This window comes from Persicitalea sp., from assembly GCF_041751555.1.
Classification (GTDB): Bacteria; Bacteroidota; Bacteroidia; order Cytophagales; family Spirosomataceae; genus Persicitalea.
The window spans coordinates 1-3631 of the sequence record NZ_JBGSXF010000746.1; the positions used below are offsets into that span (position 1 = coordinate 1).

Genomic DNA, 3631 nt, shown 5'->3' on the forward strand with positions numbered 1-3631 from the left:
AGCAAATCTGAGGTTTATAATCGGTTAGCGTTAGGACAATACCTGCACGCACAATACGAGGCGATTCTAGAGAAAATTTCAGGCGCGGGTATCACCGTGGAGCAGTTCCCCAATTCTGAGGTAGTTGACATTGAGTATCACCCTAAGAAAGAAGAAGTCACGCTAAAAATCGCCGGTGGCACTACGCATACATTCAGCAAAGTCGTGGTAGCCACGGGTCACGTTTGGACCGAAAAAGACGATGTCGAGTCGGGCAACTACGCCTCGCCCTGGCCGATTCAAAAGATTTTGCCCGAAGAAGGTACTTTCCACAATTTCAAAATCGGCACGCTGGGTGCTTCGCTGAGCGCCTTCGATGTGGTGTCGTCCTTGTCGAGGAGGCACGGTAAATTTGAGACTGACAAAGACGGAAAAATGACTTTCCACCCCGCTGAGGGAGCGGAGGATTTTAGCATAGCCATGCACGCTGCCAACGGTTGGCTGCCGAACTTGCAATATGAGCAGGAAGAACCCATGCGCGAGATTTACCGCCACGTCAGCCGCGAAGAGATTTTCAATCTGCTGGATGGTGACGGCTACCTCCGCATCGAGACATTTTTTGACAAGGTATGCCGCCCGGCCCTGACCAGAGCTTTCAAAAAAGATAAGATGCCCGATCTGGTTGAAAAACTGGCGGATGAGACATTCACGCTCACCGGCTTCGTAGAAACCATGAGCAGGAAACACGAGTATGGGAATGCCTTCGAAGGCATGCGCTTCGAGATGGAGGAAGCAAAAGATTCTGTCGAACACAAGAAGCCGATTCACTGGAAGGAAGTGATGGACGACCTGATATATGCCCTGAATTTCCACGCCGAGCTGATGCCCGCCGAGGATCATCTGCTGTTCCATAAAGAAATAATGCCGTTTTTGATGAACGTCATTGCCGCCATGCCACTGCCTTCGGGCCATTTGCTCTTGGCCCTTTACGACGCCGGAAGGTTGGAAATCGTTTCGGGCTACGCTACTGTGGCCGAGAAACACAAAAAAGGTATCACGACCATCGAGGTAAAGGACGGCGAAGCCACCTATGCTATCGACTACAAAATGTTTATTCATTGTGGTGGACAAAAGCCCGTGGGCTTGAAAGAATATCCGTTCAAATCACTGGTAGAAAAAGGCGTGGTGCGTCGGGCGAGATCAAAATTCATCGACACCGAGAAAGCCGGGGACATCCTAAAAACGGACAAAAAAGAACTCGTATGTCCTGAGCAGGGCGACTATTACTATTACATCGGAGGTCTTGATATCGACGCTAGTTACCGAGTAATTGGCAAAGCCGGCGAGCCAAATGACTGTATCAACGACATCACTTTCACTCACACGACCGGCTTGCGCCCGTATTCGTACGGCTTACAGGCGTGCAGCGCCACGAGTCAGATTTTGGTAGAAGCCTGGATAAAATCGCTCGAGAGCGATGTCAAAATTTCCGGGGATATTGAGGAAGTTGCTAGGCTTTATGCGGAAACAGAAGAGTTATAACCTTGTCGGAATCCTGGAACGGGCTTTGGGGTTAACTATGTCCGTGGCTTACGATTCTGACTACGCAGATTCAGTGAAAGCTGGGTATGTCGATCTCGCTGAAGGACCTAAGCTTGGCTTGGTATTACCCGTAAATATCTTGTTCGGACATTTAGATAAAGCCAGATCCACTTGAATCGAAAAGAACCTATGTATTGTGAATCACGGCTGACTTTAGATAAATTGCCAGAATTAGTCCCCTTGCAAATATGGAGAATGAAAAAGTGCGGTTGAAGATTTTGTAGGAATTAGAAAAATTCGCTTCTATCGGATTGCAGGATATGAATGCGGTGAGGCTGATGGATCGTACCGATAGTAAATTTGTGCTACCCATCGGTCGACTGTCTGTATTGCTGGCCGGCACCAGTACCGATTATCGTGTATTAGAAATAGCGGGCAAGCGCTTGATGACCTACAAGACGCTCTACTACGATACCCCCGATCTTCAACTTTACCACAGGCATCATGCCGGTCACCTCAACCGCCACTAAATCCGTTTCCGCCACTATGTCGACTCTGGCGTAGCTTTCTTCGAGGTTAAATTCAAAACTAACAAGGGCCGGACTGTCAAGACGCGAATTGCTGGCTCGCCAGACGGATCGGGACAGTTGAATGCTAAAAGTCAGGCCTTTTTTCAGAAACATCTCTCATTAAACCCCGCTGAGTTACGACCTGTCCTCTGGGTCGATTACAGCCGTCTCACCCTTGTAAACCTGCGCTCGCGCGAACGGGTCACTATCGACCTCGAATTGACTTTCGCCAAGGGCAAGCGGCGCATCAAACACTCGCATCTGGTAATTGTCGAGATAAAGCAGCAGAAAGAAGACGTCTCCTCCTCTTTCGTATCCGCTATCCGACAGGAAAAACGGAAGATGGGCGGGATGAGCAAGTACTGTTTCGGAGTGGCCAGTATGCATAGTGATATTAAAAGCAACCGCTTCAAGCAACGGATGCGGCTGTTCGAAAAGCTAAAACCCCTGAATTCCCCTACCCCTATCCATTAACACCATGTCCGATTTCATTTCTCTGGATTTATTTATCCGGCTGATTATAAACCTGGTTTCCGTCTCACTACTGGTCAGGTTGATCTATTACCCCAACTACCGCCGTACCGATCTCTTCACGACGTATTTCGCCTTCAATCTGGTGATTTTCATGATTACTTTCCTGCTTCAGGAGGTGGATATGTCACTGGGAGCGGCTTTTGGTCTGTTCGCAGTCTTCTCGATGCTGCGCTACCGTACCGAGCAAGTTTCGATAAAGGACATGACCTACCTGTTCCTGGCCATCGCGCTCGGGCTACTGTCCGCTGTCAGCCAGAGCGGCTGGGAGGGGTTGTGTATCTTCAATTCCATTATCCTGGGTGTGACATCGATACTGGAGAGTAATTGGCTCATCCGCAGGGAAATGCGCAAAACGGTACTTTACGAAAACATTCATCTGATAGTGCCCGAAAAACGCGCCGAATTACTGGCCGATCTGAAGCAGCGCACCGGGATGAACATTCACCGCGTGGACATCGAAGGAATCGATTTCCTCAGGGACGCCACCCGGCTCACCGTGTACTATTATCCGTGAAGCGGTATTAGCTGTTAACCCTTTTTCGGTAGTTTATTTGCGTTCAGCTAGTTGCGCAGAGCTATTCAAATAGTCCCGTACGTTCTCAACACGTCTTGCCTCTAAATAAGTATAACAGAAAGCTGCTCCTCATGCACGATATGAAACTTTCCGCTTATTCCCTTCTCGCGTCATTATGACTTCGGGCCGTTTGTCTAAAACAGGCCAATTCGCTTTTTCGCCAATACGTAAGTGCTGTTTGAGCGACTACGTTCGATCCGTGCCAATGGTTTTGAAGTAAATGCGGTCATCGTGTAATATCGAAGTAGTAGGGCATACAGGAGTTGGGTAATCGAGCGTAACATCAACAGGAGATTCTATGAGATAGTTTTTTCACTCGACACCAAGTATTAAACCATGGTGTTGTCTTGATGGGGATTTCATTCCAAAGTTGGTCATAACGATATTTTTTGCCCGAGCGTGGAAAGATCGTAATAATTCTTCCCAGTTCACC

General features: G+C 48.4%; 2 protein-coding genes and 1 pseudogene. All 3 read left to right on the forward strand.

Going from position 1 to position 3631, the window contains the following annotated elements; translation table 11 throughout:
• Positions 1–1521 (forward strand): FAD/NAD(P)-binding protein (locus ACEW8P_RS25990; RefSeq protein WP_373515977.1); only part of this gene is annotated, 1521 nt, incomplete at its 5' end.
• 338 nt (positions 1522–1859) lie between these two features.
• Positions 1860–2564: pseudogene (locus tag ACEW8P_RS25995) on the forward strand (polyphosphate polymerase domain-containing protein).
• A gap of 4 nt (positions 2565–2568) precedes the next feature.
• Positions 2569–3138 carry a DUF4956 domain-containing protein gene (locus ACEW8P_RS26000; RefSeq protein WP_373515978.1) on the forward strand — a complete coding sequence of 190 codons (570 nt, stop codon included), beginning with the start codon at positions 2569–2571 and terminating at the stop codon, positions 3136–3138.
• Positions 3139–3631 lie beyond the last annotated feature (493 nt).

Bases quoted from the DNA above. Each gene is read 5' to 3' on its own strand.
- ACEW8P_RS26000 (WP_373515978.1), top strand. From the start codon at position 2,569: ATGTCCGATTTCATTTCTCTGGATTTATTTATCCGGCTGATTATAAAC.